1 protein-coding gene is annotated in these 690 nt (G+C 72.8%); it reads right to left on the bottom strand.

Annotated features, from left to right (window positions below; translation table 11 throughout):
* The coding region (locus tag QC282_RS32010; protein WP_279553103.1) for a ketoacyl-synthetase C-terminal extension domain-containing protein at nt 1–690 on the bottom strand (690 nt) is incomplete at both ends.

The raw sequence follows: 690 nt of genomic DNA, 5'->3' as shown, positions 1-690 counted from the left end.
CGTCCTCGCCCCACATCACCCCCCGCAACGCCGGGTCGAGTTCGGCCAGGACGGCGTCCAACGCCTCCGCGAAGACCGGGAAACGCTCGTACAACCCACGCCCCATCGCCAGTCGTTGCGCGCCCTGACCGGAGAACACGACGGCCAGCGATCCCCCGCTCGTCACCCCGCGAGCCACTTGCTCAAGGCCATCGGCGGTCGCCAGCGCCACCGCCCGGTGCTCGAACCGTGAGCGGCCCACGGCCAGGGAGTAGCCGACGTCCGCCGAGAGGGGATGGCCCTGAAGTTGCCGGAGCCGCTCGTCCAGCGCCTGCTCCGAGCGGGCCGAGACCACCAGCGGCACCACGCCGGCATACGCCTCGGCCGACGGCTCGGGCTCCGGTCCCGCCTCCAGAACGACGTGCGCGTTGGTGCCGCTCAGACCGAACGACGACACCCCGACCCGGCGGGGCCGCCCGGTGTCGGGCCACGGCGTCTCCTCGCGCACGAGGTCCACCGCGCCCGACGCCCAGTCGACGTGGGAGGAGGGCGCGTCGATATGCAGGCTGGGCGGGACCACGCCGTGCCGCATCGCCATGACGCTCTTGATCACACCCGCCACGCCCGCAGCGGCCTGCGTGTGCCCGATGTTCGACTTCACCGAGCCCAGCAGCAACGGCCGTTCCCGCTCCTGCCCGTACGTGGCGAGCA

Origin of the sequence: Streptomyces sp. DH24 (assembly GCF_029813775.1) — a bacterium.
Classification (GTDB): Bacteria; Actinomycetota; Actinomycetes; order Streptomycetales; family Streptomycetaceae; genus Streptomyces.
This window is presented reverse-complemented; position numbering and strand designations above follow the sequence as displayed.